The organism is Psychrobacter sp. CAL346-MNA-CIBAN-0220, from assembly GCF_040309805.1.
Lineage (GTDB): Bacteria > Pseudomonadota > Gammaproteobacteria > Pseudomonadales > Moraxellaceae > Psychrobacter.
Genome location: NZ_JBEOPF010000409.1, coordinates 1 through 262 on the forward strand (window position 1 = coordinate 1; position 262 = coordinate 262).

The 262-nt window shown below is 65.3% G+C and carries 1 protein-coding gene; it reads right to left on the reverse strand.

The annotated features are described in order from the left end of the window. The coding region (locus AAEY88_RS14165; protein ID WP_350563410.1) for an ABC transporter substrate-binding protein at positions 1 to 262 on the reverse strand (262 nt) is incomplete at both ends.

The window sequence follows — 262 nt, forward strand, 5'->3', positions numbered from 1 at the left end:
GGCCAGGTCGGCCAGCTTTTCCGTGCACACGCCGTCGCCCGCGAAAATCTTCGCGCGCAGGCCGAGCTGCTTCGCCTGTTTCGCGAACGGGCCGCCGGTGGCGTCCATGCCGCCGTACATGATCGCGTCCGGGTTCTCGCCCTTGATCTTGGTCAGAATCGCGCGGAAGTCGACTGCCTTGTCGTTCGTCGCGTCGTGCGACATCACCTTCAGGCCGAGCGCCTTCGCCTTCTTCTCGAATTCGTTCGCGAGACCCTGGCCG